Source organism: Vibrio sp. 070316B, assembly GCF_013114115.1.
Classification (GTDB): Bacteria; Pseudomonadota; Gammaproteobacteria; order Enterobacterales; family Vibrionaceae; genus Vibrio; species Vibrio chagasii_B.
The window spans coordinates 136,674-158,000 of sequence record NZ_VTYC01000002.1 but is presented as its reverse complement, the minus strand read 5'-3'; the positions used below and the strand labels follow the sequence as shown (position 1 = coordinate 158,000).

Annotated in this window: 13 protein-coding genes; 3 read left to right on the top strand and 10 right to left on the bottom strand. The window is 45.9% G+C overall.

The features are described from left to right. Positions 1-51: 51 nt before the first annotated feature. The 7 genes from F0251_RS03065 to F0251_RS03035 form a co-directional block, all read right to left on the bottom strand. Entirely contained in the window at positions 52-1,800 is a 1,749-nt protein-coding gene (locus F0251_RS03065) for an SgrR family transcriptional regulator (protein ID WP_171730286.1), read from the bottom strand. A gap of 158 nt (positions 1,801-1,958) precedes the next feature. Next, positions 1,959-4,073: a type I secretion system permease/ATPase gene (locus tag F0251_RS03060; RefSeq protein ID WP_171730285.1), complete on the bottom strand. Its 2,115-nt coding sequence runs from the start codon at positions 4,071-4,073 to the stop codon at positions 1,959-1,961. 18 nt (positions 4,074-4,091) lie between these two features. After that, positions 4,092-6,002 (bottom strand): LapD/MoxY N-terminal periplasmic domain-containing protein, encoded by a 1,911-nt coding sequence (locus tag F0251_RS03055; RefSeq protein WP_171730284.1) that lies wholly within the window; start codon positions 6,000-6,002, stop codon positions 4,092-4,094. A gap of 5 nt (positions 6,003-6,007) precedes the next feature. Continuing rightward, positions 6,008-6,676, bottom strand: coding sequence for a transglutaminase-like cysteine peptidase (locus F0251_RS03050; protein ID WP_061031924.1), 669 nt, complete (start codon positions 6,674-6,676; stop codon positions 6,008-6,010). 59 nt (positions 6,677-6,735) lie between these two features. Continuing rightward, on the bottom strand, positions 6,736-8,127 hold the full coding sequence (locus F0251_RS03045; protein ID WP_008217986.1) for an HlyD family type I secretion periplasmic adaptor subunit: 1,392 nt from the start codon (positions 8,125-8,127) through the stop codon (positions 6,736-6,738). 112 nt (positions 8,128-8,239) lie between these two features. Then, positions 8,240-9,553, bottom strand: a complete 1,314-nt coding sequence (locus F0251_RS03040; protein ID WP_116871124.1) for a sigma-54 dependent transcriptional regulator — start codon at positions 9,551-9,553, stop codon at positions 8,240-8,242. 53 nt (positions 9,554-9,606) lie between these two features. Continuing rightward, the gene (locus F0251_RS03035; protein WP_171730283.1) at positions 9,607-11,487 is read right to left on the bottom strand and encodes an ATP-binding protein; all 1,881 of its coding nucleotides are present in this window, start codon (positions 11,485-11,487) and stop codon (positions 9,607-9,609) included. Positions 11,488-11,654: 167 nt separating this feature from the next. Here F0251_RS03035 and pdxH point away from each other — a divergent pair, with 167 nt between their 5' ends. After that, on the top strand, positions 11,655-12,290 hold the full coding sequence (gene pdxH / locus F0251_RS03030; protein WP_171730282.1) for a pyridoxamine 5'-phosphate oxidase: 636 nt from the start codon (positions 11,655-11,657) through the stop codon (positions 12,288-12,290). Between the two features lie 127 nt (positions 12,291-12,417). Here the strand turns inward: pdxH and F0251_RS03025 are convergent, their stop codons facing one another. From F0251_RS03025 to F0251_RS03015, 3 genes are all read right to left on the bottom strand, one after another. Continuing rightward, positions 12,418-13,200 carry a helix-turn-helix transcriptional regulator gene (locus F0251_RS03025; protein WP_171730281.1) on the bottom strand — a complete coding sequence of 261 codons (783 nt, stop codon included), beginning with the start codon at positions 13,198-13,200 and terminating at the stop codon, positions 12,418-12,420. Positions 13,201-13,576: 376 nt separating this feature from the next. Further along, entirely contained in the window at positions 13,577-15,409 is a 1,833-nt protein-coding gene (locus F0251_RS03020; protein ID WP_171730280.1) for a formylglycine-generating enzyme family protein, read from the bottom strand. A 185-nt stretch (positions 15,410-15,594) separates the two neighbouring features. Continuing rightward, on the bottom strand, positions 15,595-16,698 hold the full coding sequence (locus F0251_RS03015; RefSeq protein WP_061031929.1) for a PEGA domain-containing protein: 1,104 nt from the start codon (positions 16,696-16,698) through the stop codon (positions 15,595-15,597). Positions 16,699-17,180: 482 nt separating this feature from the next. On the opposite strand from F0251_RS03015, the gene F0251_RS03010 reads away from it, so the two are divergent. Then, entirely contained in the window at positions 17,181-18,005 is an 825-nt protein-coding gene (locus F0251_RS03010; RefSeq protein ID WP_017071242.1) for an AraC family transcriptional regulator, read from the top strand. 181 nt (positions 18,006-18,186) lie between these two features. Further along, entirely contained in the window at positions 18,187-21,324 is a 3,138-nt protein-coding gene (gene putA, locus F0251_RS03005; RefSeq protein WP_171730279.1) for a bifunctional proline dehydrogenase/L-glutamate gamma-semialdehyde dehydrogenase PutA, read from the top strand. Positions 21,325-21,327 lie beyond the last annotated feature (3 nt).

Here is a 21,327-nt window from a genome sequence, read left to right as displayed (position 1 = left end):
GGGCGTCAGTGTGCGGCGCCTCTATAAAAACATCCTCATCGCAACAGTTCTTTAATCAGAAGACCACACCGAACGAATATCTGGCCATCCCCAATTAGTGAGTGCGACATCTTCTAAGACACCTTGAAAGCGTAATGTTTGCGTGTGATGAAACATTGGGGCAATCCAGTACTCACTGACTAACGTTGAGGCGATCGGTTCTAGCGCTGTTAGGTAATCTTCTAACGGAGTGCTCGCTCTTAGATTTTCTAATTGTTGATCAAGCCAGTTGGCATTTGTTTCCCCTAAAGTGTGGTACAGCACGTTATTACAGTAGAAATTAGAAAACGCTGAAGCATGACGGTTATCGTCTAAATTGATATTCGTTAAGATCAGTGTCTCATCGAGTGTGCCGCTGTTCGCTTTTTCACTCAACTCCCGATAGGAGTACATCACCATTTCAACCACACAGTTGTGCTCGGCAAGTACTGAAGAAATAGCCCGAGCGCATCGGCGCAGCGCTGTGTAGTTGTATCCAGCAATGGTAATGGTTTTTGGTAGCGCGCTGAATTCATCAAATGGGCGTAAAACGGGGTTCCAAGAAGGCAATAAGTTGTTGGCAACGACACTGCCGTAATGGACCTTCTCTTTCTGGAATACTTCGAGTAGTCGCTGCGGTTGAATCAATTCCGTAATACAACAGCGTTGGGCACGTGTTAACGGATGCTTAGCATGATGGTTGAATAACGCGAACAAGCAGCCGTCTTCAGTGCGACTGTGTTGACTTGAGTGAGTCGCATTGGGTGCTTGTATTGAGACTTCAATACCGCTTGTCGTTTCAGATACTTGGATCGGTGCATTACTGGATAGCGACGGGTTCTCCATTTTTTCGTCGTTGACACTCCAAATCGTGACTAAGTCGACTAACATGCGACACGAATAGTAGCCATCGAACGCTTGCAGTTTAAGTCTGTTTTTATCGTGTTCGATCACCGAAAAAGGCCCACTACCAATCACCGAATTATTGTTTGCCATGTTCACTTGGCTCGGCGGCTGAATACCGTATTTGACTCCGGATATAAGGCCTGCAAACCCTTGATCTGGCTTGCTTAGTGTAAATACCACTTTCAGTGGATGTGGGGCGCTGATGTCGCTGACATGCGCGAGCTCTTTTTGATAATAGGGAAGGGCACAGAGTTTAGCAAAGAGGCTCACAATAATATCAGCATCTATTGGCTCGTCGTTGTGGAACGTAAGCCCAGGACGAAGGTGGAATGTCCATTGATAGCTCGCTTCGTCATAGCGCCAGTGGTGAGCGAGTTCTGGTTTGATAACGCCATTGTCATGGCTGGATACCAAGCAGCAATACACCTGACGCAAAAAAAAGCGCTCGCTACAGCGGTGTAATTGATGTGGCACAATGCGCTCGAACATGCGCTTGTATGTGAGTTGGATACTGACACGGCCTTCCTGAACAGAAGCCCCTGAGGTGGTTTTCAGCAGGCGGCCAAACGTTGCTTCGTCTTCATCAACAATAGCCATAGCTTTCTCATACTTGCCTTGTTGGATTCTCTCTAGAGCAAGGCTCTCTTTGAGTGCGCCTAATTCGATATTTAACAGTAGCGAAGATCGTTGGTTTCGCCCGGCTTTAGGTAGCCAGGTTAACCACGCTAGCTCTTGCATTTGTGATAACAGGTTGCGAGCATGTCGAGGAGAAGTACACAGTAAATCAGCCACTTCCTGTACTGTGGTTTTCATTTCGCTACCGACACCCATGGGTGCGATTCGCTGATAATACCTAAGCAGGTTGAGATTAGACACCAAGAGCCCTTTGTTAATGGATAGCCTGGTATTTTACTCAACTTAACTTCGAGAAAATAAGAAAATGTTCAGTTACTTTGTTCCCCTTTTGTCACGGTTTAAGGGAATAAAAAAGGGGAGCATTCGCTCCCCTTTGGTGATTGTGTTGATGACAGGCTTTAGCTAACTGCTCTTACGCGACCTTGTTTTAGATCGGACAGAACCTTCGCTTTCGGACCATCAGCTATTATGCTGCCTTTCTCCATCACGATGACTCGGTCTACAACGTCTAACATCGAGGTTTTGTGAGTGATAAGGATCAGTGTTTCGCTTGGTAACAGTTGGCTAAGCTGGTGCTTGATGTGCATTTCTGAACGGTTATCCATTGCACTGGTTGGCTCATCCATTAACAACACAGGAGGACGGCCTAAGAAAGCTCTGGCAATCGCAATTGACTGGCGTTGACCACCAGAAAGCAAACCACCACCTTCACCCACTTGGCGCTCTAGACCGGCAGGATCTTGCTGAGTAAAGGCTGTCACACCCGCACGGTTCGCTGCATCCATCACATCACGATCGTCCACCAAAGGGCGGCCTAGAGTAATGTTATCTCTGACTGAACCATAGAATAGGTTACTGTCTTGCGGTACACAGCCTATATTGCGTCGTACGTCGACATGGTGAAGTTGCTCCATGTCAGTGTCATCAATGCGTACATGGCCTTCTGTGGGCTTATAGAGGCCCATAATAAGGCGTTCTAAGGTTGTTTTACCTGAACCAATACGACCGATGACCGCTACCTTCTCGCCGGGTGCGATGGTCAGGCTGAGATCTCGCACTGAAGCGACGGGCGAATCAGGATAGTGGAACGTCACTTTATCTAGCGCAATGTGACCTTGAATGATTGGTCGGTGAATGTAGCGCTTACCTTCCTCTTGCTCGTCAGGCATCGACATCACTTGCTCAATCAGCGTCATTGAGGATTTGGCTTGGTTGTAACGTGTAGAAAGCAGCGACAATTGAACAAGAGGACCAATCGCACGGCCACTCAACATGGTTGCAGCGATCAAACCACCCATCGTCAGTTCGCCTTCTGCAATTAGATACACGCCAAAAATGATCATCCCTACATTGGTACTTTGCTGAACAAAGCCTGCGGTGTTTTGGATACTGTCGGTAATGCGGCGGCTTTTAATGTTCCAGTTCGCCATGTGAGCAACGGCTTCTTCCCAGCGGAATTGGAACTGACTCTGTGCGCTGAATAGCTTAACGGTTTCTAGGCCCGCCAAGCTTTCAATCAAGTTCGCATACTTCTGAGAGGCTAGGCGTGAACCTTCTTCAATGGTGCGACGCAATGGACCTTGAATCAGCAACGCGTAGATGATCAGAACCACGACACCTGCGACTGGAACAAACACTAAGTTGCCCGCCATTAGCCAAATTAAGGCAAGGAACATGATGGCGAAGGGTAAGTCGATCAGAGAGCCGATCGTCGCCGAGGTAAAGAATTCTCGAATTGACTCAAACTCTTGCAAGTTCTTCGCGAAGGCACCAACTGAAGCTGGTTTTGCTTCCATACGAATGCCAAGTACCTTGCTGAACAACTTGGAGGAAATCAGGATATCAGATTTTTTCCCCGCGACGTCGATGAAGTAGCTACGCATCAACTTTAAGAGCAGATCGAACAGGAATACCACGAAAATACCGCTCGCTAACACCCACAAGGTTTCAAATGCGAGGTTGGGTACTACTTTGTCATATACCAAACGAGTAAACATCGGCGCGGCAATCGCGAAAATATTGATAAGAATTGATGCGATCAAAACATCACGATAGATGTTTTTCGACTCCCAAATGGTGCTCCAAAACCAGTGACCTTTGCGTGTTTTCAGAACTTCTGGTGAACGCTCGTCATAGCGGAACTGCTTTTTAACTAAGAAGTAGCGGCCAATGAACTGCTCTTTAAGTTCGGCAACAGGAATGATTATTGGCACCATTCCACTCTCAGCTGTGATGATTTCAGCTTCTTGTTTTTCAAGGTCGATGCTGTTGAGCACACACGCTTCGCCCTGCTTTAGCAATAATACCGCCGGCAAAATTAGGTGTGGGATGTTATCTAAGTCGGAACGGTTTTCTTTTGCCACTAGCCCCGCACGTTCTGCCGAACGTGGGAACAGGAAAGGGGTTAGCTTTCCGTCTGATAGTGGCAACCCATTGACCAACGCCTCAGGCGAGTTCGCTAATCCGTAATATCGGCTAACGTAGATCAATGAGTTCAATAGTGGATCTTGCATGCGATATAACCCTTACAACTATTTATCAACAATGAAGCCTTGGAACACTTCTACGTAGTTATCAGACAAGATATCTAACTGGGTCTGAGTTTCGATTCGAGATGCGATGGTGGTGACACCAAGGTTATGAGCCGTTCGTGAAATCGACGTGAGCGTGAATTTCTGCTTCTCATCGTCCAAGTTATGCGTGAACAGGTAATCTAGCTTCACGTAGCTAGGACGGTACTCGTTGATGTAGTCCAGTGATTGGAAGTTACGTCCGTAGTTATCGACACCAAACATCGCTTCAGCATTACGAATGGTGTTACACAATAGTGCCGTATAGTGCGGAACGTTGATGAAACAGTTTTCTGGGATCTCAAAGTGCAGCAGGTGAGCAACTGAAGCGTTTTGCTCAAGTGTTTTGCCAATCCAACGGATAAAGCTTGGCTGAGAAATACTGCTTGGTGAGATATTGATTGCGATTGGGCTGGTCACCTCTTTTGCTGTTAGCTTCTCAATCATCTTCTCGATAACGTATTGGTCGAGAATGTGGCTCATTTCAAGCTGCTCCAGTGCGTATAGGTACTGGTTGGCACCGTAACGAATGCCATCTTTCTCAATCGCAGAGAACACCTCTTGGTGATAGGTTTTACCAAACGCGTTGTTCGCAGCTTGTAGGCGGAATGTCACAAGGTCATTGATGATCGCCTCTTCAACCAACATACGCCATTGCTGTTTACCCATTACGGCGCCATGGTCATCAGCTGTGACGTAGCCGTAAGCGAGTTCACGATTCGCTTTAGCACTAGAGAGCGCGTTATCGACCAGTGACATGATTTCGGTGCTGGTTTTACGTTTGTTGCTGTGTGTTACACCCAATGCAATGTGTGGGTTTGCCATGCCTGTTGGATCTGAGCCTAGGCTTTGAATACAGTTTACGATGCTGCTTGCAACCAGTTTAAGTTCGCTTTCATCAATGTTCGGCATAATGAAACCAAACTCGTCACTAGAAATACGTGCGATGGTGATATCTGGCGATGAGATGGAAGCTTGCAGTTGTTCTGCCAATTGATGCACTAACGCATCACCTTCTTGGTAACCTTTCTCGTCGTACTCTTCACTGATAAATTCCGCTTTCAGTACTGCAAGACCACCTAAACTCGACTCTTCTAACCACTGATTTAATTGCGACATGTAGTAAGCGCGATTACCCAGCTGAGAAACCGGGTCTATGTACGCTCTTTCGCGCAGTTTCTGGGCTTCTTTCGCTTGGTTTTTAAAGGCTTGTTCAACTTGAGTCGACATGTGATTGATGCCATCAACCACCAAGATCAGATCTTTTGTTTTAGGACGTGTTAATGGCTCACCGAATTGATTCTTAGCGATCTGATCCATTTTGGTGATGATCATCGATAGTGGGCGTAGTGCTCGCTTAAGGATCCATGAAATCGAGATCAAGCCGAGTAAGAAGATCACACCAAAGATGCTTAATAAGCGGGTAAAGGCTTGCCACAGTTGATCATAGGCCGGGCCTGGATGGCTGACTATCTCTACCTCAGCAAGTTGCATCCAACCGCTGGTGATCACTCGGCGATCATGAACGGGTTCAAATAGGTTGAGATTGGTAAACCAATGGGGCACGCCCGAAGGTTTTACAGGGTATGAACGGATGATGTCTTCACCGCTGTCGAGAAAAATCAATCGTACGACCGAGTAAGAACTGCCATCAAACAGGGCGTTGATAACAGACTCTACCGATACCTTGTCCTTTTCTTCAAGGTAAGGGGCAAGAGCCAGTCCAACAGTATTAATGGTATTACTTACCTCAGAGCGTTGCTGCTCCTCTAAGTATCCACGAGTAGTATTGAATTCGATCATAAAGACTGACGTCATCAGTAATATGAACACCGCAACCATCCCGACCACAAGCTGTTTATATAAAGTCATTGTACCTACTCATCGTAATTGATAATGGGTTTGTTTAATTTTAGAGAGCGCTCACGGGAACGTAAGTCGTTCCATAAGCTCAATCTTGAAGATTTCCCTGCTAGCTTGCCGCTGCCTGCTGCCGACTTGATTAACCAAAGGTTTTTACCGTTGAAACTGTAAATTGGTCGTAGGTCAGGGCGCTTAGAACCGCGCTTTATCTCAGGGTTTAAGTTATCCAAAATTAGTGGTTCTGCACTCGGTGTGGAGTAGTAAGCCAACACCATGTGGAATTGGTTTAGCTCCAGTGCTTTTACGTACACTAATCGCAATTTCTTATCTGGAACGCCTAGTTCAAGCAGAGAGAAGTATTTGGCAATGGTGAAGTCTTCACAGTCGCCTGCGTTACTGCCTAAAAATTCCAGCGGGGTCGCCCAGTAGTCGTTTTTTCCCCACAGAATGCTGTCGTCGACAAAGTACATCTGATTGAAGAACTGGTTCACTGACGTGAGCTTCTCTTTCTCGCTTAAACCATCGTATGACGTCATATTTGAACGCCATGTTGCCACGCGTTTTCCGGCTCTCTCACCGTAGGTTTGCGTGACCGCATCGATCCACCTTTGGTCGTTCTTATTGAGAGCGACAGAAGTAAAAGAGGTGAGGACGAGCAGTAACAGCGATATTCGAGACTTCATAGCCTCAGCTCTTGTTGGTTCACTATGTATTGAAAGGCATTGTTAACCATCAAACGTCCTTACTCTTTCAGTGCGTTGTTTTGTGCACTGAGGATAGGTTTCAACATGTACTCAAGTACGGTTCTTTTACCCGTGATGATATCGACCGAGGCTGTCATACCTGGAATGATTGGCAGCTCTTCGTTTTGTCCAAAATTATGTTTCTCGGTACGTACACGCACGATGTAAAAGCTGTTGCCTTCTTCATCTTGTGTCGTATCGGCGCTGATGTGTTCCAACACACCTTCTAAGCCACCATATTTAGTGAAATCATAAGCACTAAACTTAACAATGGCGGTCAGTTCTGGGCGAAGGAATGCGATGTCTTGTGGGGCAATTTTTGCTTCAACCAGCAAGGAGTCTTCGGTCGGTACAATCTCAACGATGTCCATACCTGGCTGGATTACGCCACCCACGGTATTGATACCTAACGTTTTAACGGTGCCGGTTACTGGAGAAACGACAACTGTACGATTTACTCTGTCTTCTAGGCCAACCGCAGATTCAGTCAGTGCCGAGAGTTTATCCTGTGCTTGGTTGAGCTTTTCTTGTTGTTCAGAGCGGAAGTTAAGAGCCGCGTCGATACGGCTGAGCATAGCTTCTTTGATTGCTGAGCGTAGCAGAGGGATTTTAAGCTCGCTTGAGGTCATTTCTCGGCGAGTGTCGTTGACTTGTCGTTGCAGCTTAAGTAATTCAATTCTTGGTACCACGCCTTCGTCGGCAAGCGGTTTCGTGATGTCCAGTTCTTGGCGAGCAAATTGGTAACTCTGCTTTAGGTTTCGCACACGCGCTTTGATCTCGACAAGGTCTTGTTGTTTCTGTTCAACTTGTTGATCAAAAACGGAAAGTTGGTTTTTAAGGTTGTTTAAATCTTGGCGGTACTCTGCTTTTTGACGATTGACCAGATCAGGTTGAACCTCGTAGAACTTAGGTGGGAAAGCGAGCTTTCCATAATCGAGAGTGACACTTTTCTTCCACTCTTTTTCGTTAAAGTCTTCATTGATTACTACGCTGGTTAACGAGGCGGAAAGCATTAATACGTTGGCAGTTAAGTTGGCAACTTGCTGTTCACGTTCACGGAAGTCAGAGCGGAATCGAGTGTCGTCGATCAATAGCAGTTGTTGGCCTTTTTGAACCTGTTGTCCTTCTTTAACTAAGATCTCTTTAACTAAGCCCCCCTCGAGGTTTTGCACCACTTGGATCTGGGAAGAGGGGATCACTTTGCCCTGCCCGACAGTAACCTTGTCGATCTCCGCCCAAGCGGACCACCCAATAGCAGCAATAAAGAACAGAACGATCATCCACAACATGATACGCGCACTGGTCGGCGTATTGAGTAGTAGTGCCGCGGTTTTATCGTCGACGTACTCAAGTTCGGTTTCGTTCAATTTGCTGAAATTCTTCTGGCTCATAACAGTCCTTGTTTGCTGAATAAAAGTGCAAGCCTATTGAGTGTATTCTTACTTTTGATAAATGTTAAGAAATTGCTCCTTTAAATATTTGAATTTATATATTTTTTAACTCTTATCTGTTTTTGAAATCTGTTTTGTCGAGTTGGTGCTTTCTTAGCTTGTCATAGAGGGTTTTCCTCGACACTTGCAGCTCTTGTTGTACGTCTTTTAAGCGCCCTTGATGACGATGCAGTGCTTCTATCAAGAGGATTTGTTCAAAGCTGTCGGTACGTTGGCTTAATGACTGTTGTTGTTCTTCAATATTGACGTCTAGCGAACCGTCATCCGCTTGTTCTGGACTGTCTGCTTGACCTGACTCTTGATTGTCGAGTGCTGGTTGCTTCACCTGAGTTAGCACGCGCAGCTCGGCATGTTGACGAAGCTGGCGAATGTTTTCGCCCCAGTGAGTGGTTATCAAGCGTTGAATCTCTTTCTCTGTGATTACCGGCGGAGGCAACTGATAACGACTTGCTGCACCTCGCGCAAAGTGTTTGAACAAAGACCCGATATCTTCCGTTCTTTGTGCTAATGGTAATAGATTAAATCGACGCAGCTCATTTGTAATTGTAGTCGGTACTACTGTAGTTGCGATAATGATACAAGTTGCATTGGTCTTGCATGAGTTTTCACGAAGTAGAGTCGGTTTTAGAGCCGCTAACCACTGCCATTGTTGTGAAGTTAATGCTTCTGTTTCATGAATATAGAGCGTTCCACCTTGATGCTTTTGGAATAATTGAACCACGAATTGGTGAAATGTCGATTCGTCATTGCGCGGTAAATTAAATGCAGCAATCGGACAAAGCTCCGCTGTTGGTTGGCTGTGTAAATCGTGGGTGTACTGCGCAGTGATGCGTTTGCCAGTGCCTATGTCGCCAACAAACAGTAATAGCGGGTTCTGTTTGCAATCTAAGGTGATTAATTCGCGGCGTAATGTCTGCATTGATTGAGACTGACCAATCAGTTTTGGGCCAACCTGATTCTGCATCGCGAGCTCCTTTCTAAGCAGGTTGTTTTCTTCAACCAAGGCGAGCTTATCTGCTGCTTTTCTTACTGCGGTAAGCAGGGCATCAACCACGAATGGTTTTTCTAGAAAATCATAAGCACCGGACTTCATCGCCGAAACGGCGGTTTGCACATCGCCGTGTCCAGTCAGTACGATGATTTGAAAATTCGGATTTTGACTCAACAGCTTTTGCGTAAATTGAATGCCATCCATCACTGGCATGTGAATATCGGTGATCACAATGCCTGCTTGCGTGATATTAATCTGCTTGAGAGCCTCAATCGCATTAGGTAAGCAGACAATGTCGATACCTTCAATGAGCATGGCTTGTTCTACTGAGTCGCGAATTGCGGGTTCATCATCGACAAAGTAGAGTTTAGGCATAGAGTGCAAGTGTTGAGTCCTTAATGTTGAAGAAAGCTATTAATAACAATCTTTTAGCCTTTGTTTTGGTACAGTGGAATATTCAGAGAGAATACCATGCCTGAAGGCTCGAGCTGGCTTGCGCTGATCGTGCCGTGATAGGCTTCAATGATTCGCTTCGATATCGAAAGTCCGAGCCCTAATCCTTCAGGCTTAGTGGTAAAAAACGGGTCGAACAAATGTTCCAGTTTGTCGCTGGCGATACCAATCCCGTTATCCCAAATGATCAGTTGGCAGGCATCATTATTAAGCTGCCACTCTACGCCGATTTGAGGAATGGTCGGTTGCTTCCCTTCTTGAGTTTCCAAGTCGTTTTGAAGTACTACTTGTTGTGTGGCTTGTTGCGAAAGCGCTTGTGTCGCATTGTGCATCAGGTTAACCAACACTTGCTCAAGCTCGGTTGGGTGAATCGCGATGTTAATGTCATCTGGCACGGTACTTAATCTTAGGGTGATGCCTTGTTTGATCATCAGCGCGCTGAGAATGCTGGTGGCATTGTTGATCGCTTGATGCAGATTCGCCACATGATGTTCTTGCTTGGTTACCTTGCGCGTAAATACCTTAAGGCGTGCAATGATCTCGGTAATCGAAGTGTTTAGCGCGATCATTTTATCCAGATTGCTTTTTACTAAGCCTGAGCGTCCCATCTCAAGCAGCTTGACGCTGTTTTCGCTATAGGTTCTAAGCGCAGCAAGTGGTTGATTGATTTCATGATTAATACTGGCTGACAGCTCACCCAGCACGGCTAACTTAGCGGTTTGCGTTAGCTCTCGCTCTGTCTGTTTTAACTTCAATTGAGACTCTTGATATTGAAAGAGTGTCTGTTGAAGTTGTTGATTGGATTGCTTTAGATATTGAGTTCGCTTATCTACGGTTTGCTCTAGGTTCTGATTGAGTTCAGTCAGTGCCACTTTCGCGAGGTAGGTTTGGCGCCACGACCAAGCAATCAGCATGACTAAGCTGTAAATCACAATGAAGATAACGTCGATCTGCAGCACCTTGAGCAGTTCGGATCTTGTGTCCTTGATAGCCACAACTTGGTATTGGTTGTCACTGGTAGCGGCAGGGTACAGGTTAAAATTTCCAAGTTTAAATAACTGGTTTGCAGTGAGCGCTTTGCTTGCATCGGTTGTTTGGCTCGAAGAGTTAAACGCATCAATGATCGAAATTTTGTTTTGACCGTATTGGCGTTGCGCTGCGATATCTTGCTGCTGTTGATCCGTTAATGGTAGTAATGAGTGATAAAGCCAAGGTACCTGACTAGAGAGAAACACCACTTGGTTGGAATCAAGTACCACAATCTCAAAGTCGTCGCTAGTTAGAATGTTTTCTAGGTTTTCTAAGCTTACTTTCACCGTGATAACGCCTACGATGTCATCGTCGATATAAAGTGGTGAAGATAAGAAATAGCCTCGCACATCAGAGCGAGCGCCGAGTGCGACATATTGGGTTTTATGGCCTTTTATTGCAGAGGCAAAGTAGGGGCGAAACGCGAAGTTTTCGCCAACGAAAGTTCGAGGCTTTCGATAGTTACTTGATGCAACCACTGTGCCGCTCGGATCGTGGATATAGATGGTATCGGCTTGGCTTTGCCCCGACCACTCGAATAACAAGGTGTTGAGTTCAGCTGTGGAGATTTTGTCGCTCTTTGGTGATTCATCAAAGTAAGACAGCAGGCGTGGGTCGTGGCTGAGCAAGTCAGGTATTTGTTTGAACTTATCCAATTCAGAATCGATCTGGAGGTTGGCTTTGTTCGCCGCTTCATTGAGTTGTTGTGTGACAACTTGCTCTTGGTATTGACCGGCCAAAAAGTGAGTAGCAGTTAGCCCTGCCGTTCCCAGTATCAATGAGAAAAATACAAAAGGCGTGATCAGGTTAGACAGTTTTTTAGACACGAGAAACTCAAGTTACAATCAGTTTACATATAGACTATCAATATGACGGTTAGCGTACCGAGATCTCGTTAACACAGAGCACCTTCAATGAGACAAAACCAAGGCTTAGACTTGTGTTTCAAAGGATTACAGAGCAGAATCACAAAAAAATTAAAAGGAGCAACCAAATGGAACTGACAGACATTCGTCGTGAATACGCTCAGGGTGGATTGAGACGTAAAGACTTAGCCGCAGACCCAATTGACCAATTTAACCTTTGGTTAGAGCAAGCGATTGAAGCTAAGTTGATGGATCCGACGGCAATGACAGTGGCGACGGTTGATGAAAATGGACAGCCATTCCAACGTATTGTTTTGCTGAAGAATGTTGATAAAGATGGTTTCGTTTTTTACACCAACCTAGGTAGCCGCAAAGCGCAGCAACTTGAGCATAGCAGCAAGATCAGTTTGCACTTCCCTTGGCATCCGTTAGAGCGACAAGTTCATATTACTGGTACCGCTGAAAAGCTGACGGCGATGGAAAACATGAAGTACTTCTCGTCTCGTCCAAAAGAGAGCCAATTGGCAGCTATCGCAAGTAAGCAAAGTAGCCGTATCTCTGCACGTGGCATCTTAGAAGGCAAGTATCTAGAGCTTAAACAGAAGTTTGCGAAAGGCGAGATTCCGGTTCCTTCTTTCTGGGGTGGTTTCCGAGTGCGCGTCGATAGCATTGAATTTTGGCAAGGTGGTGAGCACCGTCTGCATGATCGCTTCTTGTTCTCACGCCAAGACAACAGCTGGGACATTGATCGCCTAGCGCCATAGTTTGAGTCTGTTGGACTCAGCAGTAAAGACAGTAAAATTAGGAAGATACCGTTGATCTTGTGTTCATCCACATCAACGGTATTTTTTTGTCTGTCTTTTTATCTCTATGGGCGCTGTGAGTCGTTAATCAGTCGCTGTGTAGAACCACTGAGATCTGTTTCTTGAGTAAGGTTTCAGGAATCACAGAGCCTAATCCTGAATCCAATGCATACTCGATTAACTGACTCTTACTACGTGCATCGAACTTTTGCTTTAGTCTAGCGACATGCCCCTCGACCGTCTTGATTGAGATGTTCAATGTCAATGCAATGTATTGAGGCTTCTTACCGAAAAGCAGTAAGAACAGTACCTCTGATTCACGTGAGGTCAGTTTCTTTTGCAGTTTAGACACTCGCGGAGTTGAGCCTGCGATTGATGCTTGATTGTCTTTGGCGCAAGTTGCCTGACACACCCAGTGACCCACTTCTAAAATCGCTGTGTCTGTGAGTTCTTGCCCATAGAAGATAGTGCCTTGCACGTTGTCGTTGTCATCAAGCCAAGGCGTTTTGGTGAAGATATGGGCGTGCCAGCGTCCATCGGGGTAGGGGTGAATATCAAGGATTTTAAGCGTCGAGCGCGTTTCCATTACATGCTTGTCTTGCGCTCTAAAGTCTTGCGCGCATTCGATGGTTTGGCTCGGCATATCGAAGTCCGTCAAGCCGGTACAACTCTCGCCCGGCTTCAAACCGATCAATTGGTTGTAAGCGAGGTTTGCGTATACGAAAACAGAGTCAGTATCTTTACAGCCCCAGCAGCCTGGAAGTTGTTCGAATAAAGAACGATGTATGGGGTTTAGTGGTTCTGGCAAGGTTTTCTCTCGTGTATTGCGATATTGCAATGATATCAGTTTACTATTGCGCTGCAATGGCAATTACAGGTTGGAGTACGTGTAGAAAAGGCTGGGTGAGTTTTCGTTAATCAAAGTGCTGAATAACTGCGTGATTCACGGATGATAGGTAGGCGAACTGCGTGTTCAATAGGCAAAAAAAAGCCAGCCTGAAGAGGGGCTGGCCAAAGACAAGTTATGCCTTGTCGACATGTAGAAGATTTTCAGCTTAATTTACGAGGGTCAGGTAAATTAAGCTGAGGCATCAGTTAGATACCCAGAGTGACTTACTACTCTATCGACGAATTTACTCCTAGGCGTACCTATGCATAAGGGGGGAATTCCCCTATAAACACGATTCAATGCGATAAATGAGAGCCTAGAGTAAATATTTTAAAGTCATGGGTGAGCTATCGAGAGCTTACAGCTCTCGTAACACTCTAAAGCCGAGGTAGTTGGCTGCTGTTGAAGGCGCAACGTATAGCTCGTTAAATGCTTTGGCCTCTTCAGGAGAGAAGCTCCACGCGCCACCTTTGGCTAGGCCTTTTTGAACGGTTGTCCACTCCCATACATTGCCGACCATGTCGTAGAAGCCTGTTGGTGTTGGCATGAATGATTTAACAGGAGACGTACTGACGTTTGACCAAGGTGTACCAGCCCAGCCTGTATTCGCTTTACCTGTGCGGAATTCGTTACCCCACCAGAAGTTGGTGTCTTGACCTGCTCTTGCTGCGGCCTCCCACTCTTGTGGTGTAGGAAGGCGATACGTGAAGCCAGTGCTCTCAGATAACCAACGAGTGTAGGCTATCGCATCATTCTGACTGACACAAACTACTGGTGAGTTGTCAGCTTGCTTGAAGCCCGGTTTTTGCCAGTCATTGTCGGAGACTGAAGTAATCTCGGCATTAGCGAAGGTGTCGCAGGTGTTCATTAGCTCAGCATCTGTCTGATAGCCAGTACTCTTAACGAACGCTCTAAAATCTTGCACACGTGTCGGGGTCGCGGCTAATGCAAATGGCTGTTTTATTGTCACTTGCTTGGCACTGTTCTCACCCAGCAGGTAGCGACCAGAGCCGACCACAATCATTTCAGGGCTCTGAGTATTATCTTCCATCGGGTCCGCAAACTTGGTACCGACGTTTAACGTGTTTTGTTTGGCTTGTAATACCGCTCTTAGGTTGTGATCGCGAGTTATTTTTAGCTCTTGGTGGAAAGAAAGGTAACCTTCTTTCTCAATCGTCACCATGTGTGGGCCGGTTGGTAACATGATTTCAACAGGGGTGCTGCCGTAGTTAACGCCGTTGATTAACACTTTGTCGTTGTACTGATTTGAGCGAACCACTAAGTTGACCCAAGCTACCTCTTTTTGTTGGTCGTTGGCTTGTTGATCGGTTTGCGTGAAACAGTTATACGATTGAATACCAAGTAGGCGGCAAGGTGTGTTCTTATCCGGGCGAGTTTCTAGATTCGCAGCAATCACAGCTCTGTATCGGTTATCTTCTGAGAAACCAGAGGAAGTCACCTTGTGTTGTAGCACGTGAATATTCAGTGATGTCGATGCCAAGTGTTGTTTGACAGTTTTCGATTCTGTCGTGTTATCAACGAGGCTGTGTTGGAACTGTTTTACTGCTTTTTGAAGCGCTAGTGTTACCGTTTGATCAGAACATTGCGCCAATGTCATGTCGCTGCTGCAGCGGTTGGTAAAGCTGACCGTCTGCTCTTGTGTTTGGGTGATCTCGTTTCTGAGTCGATCGGCTCTTGCTCTTAGCTTGTCTTGCTCTAGCTGTGCGATGGCTGTTTCTGTCGCTCTTTTCTCGGCTTGGATAGCTTCAAGCTCCATAGCCAAACCTTGCTGCTTCTGTTCTGAGTCAGAAACCGCAAGTTTGCCTTCTTTCACGGTTTTCCATGCGTCTTGGAAGTGATTTTGAGCCGTCGAGATATCGAAGTCTGGCTCATCAATCATGCGCGTATAATCTTGCTCTAGGCTTGCTTTGGCCGCTGCAAGTTTTTGTTCTGCTTCTACAGAGAGTTTAGCAAGACGTGCCGTTTGCTGTGCTTGGTTATCGACTTGATTTTGTTTGTCCGCGACTTTCTTTTCGATAGCCGTTAACTCGGCGTGCTTTTCGAAAAGCAAACTTTCAAGATCAGTAACAGAGGCGGCCGTGATTGCTGGTGGTGTTGCTTCAGCGAAAACAGCAGGTGTCATTAAGCAGGGAGCAAGTGCAAATAATAGAGTGGGAAAACCTTGGCGCATGATGGGCTACTTCAATCGTAATTTAGGTTAATCGACTATTCTAAACGACAACGCCATTTCGTCTGCAGTTATTGTTTATAATGACCGTATAAGTTTATAACGATCAACAGTTTATAACTATCAACAAAATGGCGAGTGTTCATTCAGCTTTGTGAAATCGGTATGGCGATCTTCTACTGAGGGAATTAGCTTTCTTTGCTAGGAAGAAGCTTAACCCAGATAGTGTCGCTGCCGTTGATGGTAACTGTGCGGTTGTATGACTCGTAACCTTGCTTAGAGATGGTTACTTGATGACGACCGCTTGGTAGCGCTACCTCAAGAGGTGTGCTGCCATACTTAATACCGTTGATGGTCACAGAGTCGTTGTATTGGTCAGAACGCACGGTTACGTTTGCCCATTTCTTGTCGCTCTTTTTAACTGCAGCCGCATCGCTGCCAGTTAAACAGTAGCGTGTTGAAACGTTCAATAGGTTACATGCGGCAACCGCTTCAGGTTTTGCTTGCAGTTGAGCTTGCATCTGCATGAAGTAAGAGTTGTTGCCAGAGAAACCGCTCTTGATTGGCTGGCTGTCCTGAACGTGGATGTTCAGCTGAACGCCTTGCAAGTTCTGCTTCGCCAGAGTGCTTTCTGTGAGCTGCTCAAGTAACTGGCTCTTGAACGTTTGCACCGCTTTTTGGTTCGTTAGGTATTTACCTTGAGCTGTACACTCACCAAGGGTCATTGTGGATTCACATGTGGTGGTGTAGCTGGTTTCCAAAACTGCACTTTCACGCAGTTCTGTTGCGATACGTTTTACGCGAGCTTCAACTTTTGACTCTCTCAGGCTTGCCAGCTCATTGTTCATTCGAGCTTGCTTCTGTTTGATCTGAGAAAGGTGAATCTCACCCTCATTCATCGCTTGTTGATTGTCTAGCTGAGCCGATTGATTTTCTTTAACTGCAGCCCATGCATCTTGGTAGCTTTTTTGAAAAGAGACCAGGTCCGTTTCTGGGTCTTCAAGTAGACGACTGTACTGTTTGTCTAGTACAGACTTGGCTCTGTTACGTTTTGCCTTAAGTTCTTCACCTTCGCGCAACAACTTACTGTTTGTGTTCTGTAGTTGTTTTAGGTTCTCAGTCGCCGATACTTTGGTTGCTGAAATACGCTCAATATCTGAGTTTTTCTCTGTTATTTTTGCATCGATGGCTGAAACGGGATCGACTTGATTCAGTTCTTCAGCTGATACCGATGCAGATACCCAAAGTGGGGATAGCGCAAGTAAAAGCGCTGAAATTCGAAAGTTAGTCATAGGTCCCTGCAACTTATAGATTGAAATTGGCTCATTGATAATGTGTCTGCTTTCTAGTTGTGAGTCACTAGTTATTAGCAATTAACACAGTATCCGTCTTTATACCGTTTTATTGTATTTCAATCTACTCAAATGCCGCGTTTCGGTACTTTGGATACACTTTTTATAAGTTTTATGCGAATTGTTTGAGCTATATAAGCAAATGTTTTAGTGATGCTCTGATGATTAATTTCTCATTTATGAGTCATCTTGGTTGAGTGAATCGTGAGGTTGAGATTTATAAAAAAGCACCGAAAATATTGATTTTACATAGGCCGTAGTTTGTACACTCTTGATCATCTTTCCGGAGGCATGATCAAGATGATCGCGATAATGATCTTTTCATTCTCGCGAGCAAATAACTCTCATGAGCATTTACAAATTCATCTTATGCGCATTTAAGAGTATTATTCTTACTATGTTGACCCGAGTATTTTTCTGTCATGTCTAAACCTTTACCCTTTCCTAACCTAGACCTTTCTCCGCTAGGCCTTACTGGCCCTCGTCCTGCTGAGATTATCACTTTGCCATCGCATATGGATTGCCACGATCACCACTATTCTCAGGTGGTGATTGGTTTAAAAGGTCAGGCGGAATTTGAAGTGAGTGGTAAGGGGAATCTTGTTGGTCCAGGACAAGGTTGTGTGGTGACAGCGAGCTCTGATCATGCTTTCGGTGGTGTGGTCGGTCAGTCCGACATTTTGGTGCTTAACATGCCCGTGCCGAGTGACGACGACCCGCTGATGCTAGAGAAGATTAATCAACTCGAGTCTTCGAACGTCTATTTCCAATTAGATGCGCAAATTCAAAAGCTTATTCATATGCTGGTACAAGAGATGCAGGCGAGTCCTGATGATCTGTTGTTAAGCCGAGCCTGCAATGACACGGTGATCGCCTTAATGCAAAGGCACATCTCGGCATTTGAAACGTCAGTGAAGGATTCGCGCTTCGATCTTGAAGCGCTTGATCGTTACATCGAGCAACATTTAGCAAGTAAGATTTCAGTCGCGCAACTTGCAGGTAGCGTGTTCTTGGGCGAAAGCCAATTCCATATGTTGTTTAAAGAGCAAATGGGCATTACTCCTCACCAGTATGTACTAGGTAAGCGAATCGACCGTGCTCGACGTCTTATTGAACAAGGGAATTTAAGCCTTGGTCAGGTCGCAGAACTTGCTGGATTCTCCGGTCAATCCTCTTTTACCCACACATTTTCACGCCTTCAAGGCATGTCACCATCTCAATACAAAAAGCAAATTTCTGTTAAATAGTGAAACGAAACGGCATATTATATTAAAGTTTCATATGTGACATTGTGTTTGTTTTGTTAATAAAGCGAGTTTTTAGCAAAAAACTCGGAGTTTTTGACAAGTATTCCTTATATACTCTAAATACACTGCAGCCATTGTAGAGATCCCGGGCTAATTCCGGGTGTGAGATTAAGGAAAACGCATGTTTACAGCTACTGATGTGTTAAAGCCAGAATTCAACGAGCAGTCGCTTGATGATCTATGGTCGCTTATCTCACCATTATATATGGTGGATGAAACCCAATGGCTAGAGCAACTTCTGCCACTAGCTACCCCTTCTGAGTCTGAAAAGCAGCAAATCACAGACAAAACGACTTCTTTGATCGAAGCTATCCGTGCGGATAAGACTTCTATCCAGATGATCGATGCACTGTTGCTTGAATACAGCTTAGATACTCAAGAGGGCATCTTGCTGATGTGTCTGGCGGAAGCCTTGATGCGTATTCCTGATTCAGCAACGGCTGATGCACTGATTCGCGACAAGCTAAGCGTTGCGGATTGGAAGTCTCACCTAAAGAATTCTGACTCGGTTTTTGTTAACGCTTCGACTTGGGGCTTAATGCTAACAGGCAAGGTGGTTGGACTTTCATCGAACGAGCAGAGTGCTGGACAAGCGGTTAACCGTTTAGTGAACAAGCTTTCTGAGCCAGTGATTCGTAAAGCGATGCACCAAGCGATGAAAGTGATGGGGCACCAATTTGTTCTTGGCCGCAGCATTGCTGAAGCGCAAAAGAACGGTAAGTCGATGCGCGACAAAGGCTTTACCTACTCTTACGACATGCTAGGTGAAGCAGCACTGACCACAGCTGACGCAAATAAGTACTTTAAAGATTACCTAATGGCGATTGAAGCCGTAGGTCGAGACACTTATGTCTCTTCAAAATCTAGCCCTGCGCCATCAGTGTCTATCAAGCTTTCTGCACTTCATCCTCGTTACGAAGTGGCGAATGAAGACCGCGTGCTGACTGAGCTATGCGATACGCTAGAGCAGTTACTGCGCCGTGCGATTGAGCTTGATGTTGCGATCACGATTGATGCAGAAGAAGCGGATCGCCTAGAGCTTTCGCTTAAGTTATTCGAAAAACTGTATCGCAGCGAGCTAGTGAAAGGCTGGGGCAAGTTTGGTCTGGTTATTCAAGCGTATTCAAAGCGTGCGTTACCAGTTCTAGTTTGGCTAAACCGCCTAGCAAAAGAGCAGGGTGACTTAATCCCACTTCGCCTAGTTAAAGGTGCTTACTGGGATAGTGAGATCAAATGGTCACAACAAGCTGGTTTCGATAACTACCCTGTTTACACTCGCAAAGAAGCGACTGATGTAGCTTACCTAGCGTGTGCGCGTTATCTATTGAGCCCAAGTGTTCGTGGCAATATCTTCCCGCAGTTTGCGAGCCACAATGCTCATACGGTTTCTGCTATTGCAGTGATGACAGACCATAAAGACTTTGAATTCCAACGCTTACACGGCATGGGTGATTCACTTTACAACCATGCAATGGAAGCTTACCAACAGTCGGTACGTATTTACGCGCCAGTTGGTAGCCATAAAGATCTACTGCCATACCTAGTACGTCGTCTGTTAGAGAATGGTGCAAACAGTTCGTTTGTACACCGTTTGGTTGATGCTCGTTGCCCTGTGGCAGAGCTAACACAGCATCCAGTCGACATGCTTTTGGCATTCGATACATTGAACAACACTAAGATTCCTCTACCGCCAGCGGTATTCCCTGAGCGTAAGAACTCATACGGTGTGAACATTGATATCGAAAGCGAAGCGCATCAGTTTGAAGAGCAAGTAAAAGGCTTTTTGAACAATCAATGGACTGCTGGACCTGTGATCAACGGCGAATCTCTTGCCGAAAGCATGATCAAGGCTGATCAGAATATTGAACAAGTAACAGCACCTTATGATCGTCGTATTAGCGTGGGTCAGGTGGCTTTTGCAAACCTTGATCATGTTTCCGCAGCGATCACTGGTGCAGACGCCGCATTTGCTGATTGGAATGCGACATCGGTTGAAACCAAAGCCGCAGCGCTTGAGAAGCTAGCTGATCTGATGGAAGAGAACCTGGCTGAGCTGGTGGCAATTTGTCATCAAGAAGCGGGTAAGACAATTCACGACAGCATTGATGAAGTACGTGAAGCGGTCGACTTCTGTCGTTACTACGCAAAACAAGCGAACAACCTACAAGGTTTTGAGGTTAAAGGCTTTGATGGTCTAACTCGAATCGCCTCGCGACAAGGTCGTGGTGTGTTCGTTTGTATCAGCCCTTGGAACTTCCCATTGGCGATCTTCCTTGGCCAAATTACAGCTGCACTAGTGGCGGGTAACACGGTTGTGGCGAAACCTGCAGAGCAAACTAGCTTGATTGCGGCTCGCGCGGTTGAACTGATGAATGAAGCGGGCTTCCCTGCTGGCACGATTCAACTTCTACCTGGTCGTGGTGCAGAGATCGGCAGTGCGCTAACTAGCCACGATGCGATTGCAGGCGTTGCCTTCACGGGTTCAACACCAACTGCACAACGCATCAACGTGTCACTAGCAAGCCGCAACGCTAAGCCTGTGCCATTTATCGCGGAAACCGGTGGTCAGAACGCGATGATCGTCGACAGTACTGCACTGCCTGAACAAGTGGTTCGTGATGTCATTCGTTCTGCCTTTGCTTCAGCAGGTCAACGTTGTTCTGCGCTACGTGTGCTTTACATTCAAGAAGACATTGCAGATCGCGTGATTGGACTAATTCACGGTGCGATGGATGAGCTAAGCGTTGGTATTCCACACCTTCATAAAACGGATGTGGGCCCGGTTATCGACCAAAACGCGAAACAGAAGTTGATGACGCACCTAGAAAACATGACTAAGACCCAGAAGAAAGTAGCTCAACTTTCTCTAGGAGCGGATTGTGAACATGGTGACTTTGTTCCACCAAGTGCATTTGAAATCGATGACATTAGCTGTTTGAAAGAAGAGCAGTTTGGTCCTGTACTGCATATCGTTCGCTTCAAAGCGAGTGAACTGGCGCAAGTGGTAGACCAAATTAACCAAACCGGTTTTGGCTTAACCATGGGTATCCACAGCCGTAACGAGACAACTTACCGTTGGATCGAAAAACACGTTCGTGTGGGTAACTGTTACATCAACCGTGACCAGGTCGGCGCTGTTGTTGGTGTGCAACCATTTGGTGGTCAAGGCTTGTCTGGTACTGGCCCTAAAGCGGGTGGTCCTCACTACCTATACCGCTTTACTGATGTTCATTTCTCTCAATCACAAGACAAGGCATAAGGA

What these genes read in the sequence shown, in the direction of transcription:
- F0251_RS03050 (WP_061031924.1), bottom strand. Translation starts at nt 6,676, where the DNA reads ATGAAGTCTCGAATATCGCTGTTACTGCTCGTCCTCACCTCTTTTACT.
- F0251_RS03040 (WP_116871124.1), bottom strand. Translation starts at nt 9,553, where the DNA reads ATGCCTAAACTCTACTTTGTCGATGATGAACCCGCAATTCGCGACTCA.
- putA (WP_171730279.1), top strand. Translation starts at nt 18,187, where the DNA reads ATGTTTACAGCTACTGATGTGTTAAAGCCAGAATTCAACGAGCAGTCG.
- F0251_RS03060 (WP_171730285.1), bottom strand. Translation starts at nt 4,073, where the DNA reads ATGCAAGATCCACTATTGAACTCATTGATCTACGTTAGCCGATATTAC.
- F0251_RS03055 (WP_171730284.1), bottom strand. Translation starts at nt 6,002, where the DNA reads ATGACTTTATATAAACAGCTTGTGGTCGGGATGGTTGCGGTGTTCATA.
- pdxH (WP_171730282.1), top strand. Translation starts at nt 11,655, where the DNA reads ATGGAACTGACAGACATTCGTCGTGAATACGCTCAGGGTGGATTGAGA.
- F0251_RS03015 (WP_061031929.1), bottom strand. Translation starts at nt 16,698, where the DNA reads ATGACTAACTTTCGAATTTCAGCGCTTTTACTTGCGCTATCCCCACTT.
- F0251_RS03010 (WP_017071242.1), top strand. Translation starts at nt 17,181, where the DNA reads ATGTCTAAACCTTTACCCTTTCCTAACCTAGACCTTTCTCCGCTAGGC.
- F0251_RS03045 (WP_008217986.1), bottom strand. Translation starts at nt 8,127, where the DNA reads ATGAGCCAGAAGAATTTCAGCAAATTGAACGAAACCGAACTTGAGTAC.
- F0251_RS03020 (WP_171730280.1), bottom strand. Translation starts at nt 15,409, where the DNA reads ATGCGCCAAGGTTTTCCCACTCTATTATTTGCACTTGCTCCCTGCTTA.